The organism is Leisingera sp. ANG-M1, assembly GCF_000813745.1.
Taxonomy (GTDB): Bacteria; Pseudomonadota; Alphaproteobacteria; order Rhodobacterales; family Rhodobacteraceae; genus Leisingera.
The window spans coordinates 841-1,565 of record NZ_JWLC01000051.1; the positions used below are offsets into that span (position 1 = coordinate 841).

The window sequence follows — 725 nt, forward strand, 5'->3', positions numbered from 1 at the left end:
CCGGCCTTCGCCGCACGGTTTCGCGAGCCGCCTGTAACAGGATTTGCATTTCCGCGCCCAGACCCCATGTTCTGCACCAAACGCGAACAGGCGGGAGGACATTATGACCAAATACTTCAAAAACCCGGACGCCATCGCCGCGCTGTCGGAAGAAGAATTCTATGTGACCCAGAATTCCGGAACCGAACGCCCGGGCACCGGCAAGCTGCTCTCCAACAAGGAGCCGGGCATTTATGTGGACATCGTCTCGGGCGAGCCGCTGTTTGCCTCCTCGGACAAGTACGAATCCGGCTGCGGCTGGCCCAGCTTCACCAAACCCATTGAGGCGGCCCATATCCAGGAGCTGGAAGACCGCACCCTTGGCATGATCCGCACAGAGGTACGGTCGACCCATGGCGACAGCCACCTTGGCCATGTGTTCCCGGACGGGCCAATGGACCGGGGCGGCCTGCGCTACTGCATCAACTCTGCGTCCTTGCGCTTTGTGCATCTGGACGACATGGAGGCCGAGGGCTATGGCGCCTACATCAACCAAGTGGAGGTCGTGAAATGAGCACCACCGAACGCGCCGTCCTGGCAGGCGGCTGTTTCTGGGGCATGCAGGAACTGATCCGCAAACGCCCCGGCGTCATCAGCACCCGAGTCGGCTATACCGGCGGCGATGTGCCCAATGCCACCTATAAAAACCACGGCACCCATGCCGAGGGGATCGAGATCATCTTCGA

Annotated in this window: 2 protein-coding genes; both read left to right on the forward strand. The window is 61.0% G+C overall.

What is annotated here, in order from left to right:
• The first annotated feature begins 103 nt into the window (after positions 1 to 103).
• Positions 104 to 553, forward strand: a complete 450-nt coding sequence (gene msrB / locus RA19_RS25175) for a peptide-methionine (R)-S-oxide reductase MsrB (RefSeq protein WP_039134453.1) — start codon at positions 104 to 106, stop codon at positions 551 to 553.
• On the forward strand, positions 550 to 725 hold a 176-nt coding region (locus RA19_RS25180), incomplete at its 3' end, for a peptide-methionine (S)-S-oxide reductase (protein WP_039168595.1). The genes msrB and RA19_RS25180, both read left to right, overlap by 4 nt.

What these genes read in the sequence shown, in the direction of transcription:
- msrB (WP_039134453.1), top strand. Translation starts at nt 104, where the DNA reads ATGACCAAATACTTCAAAAACCCGGACGCCATCGCCGCGCTGTCGGAA.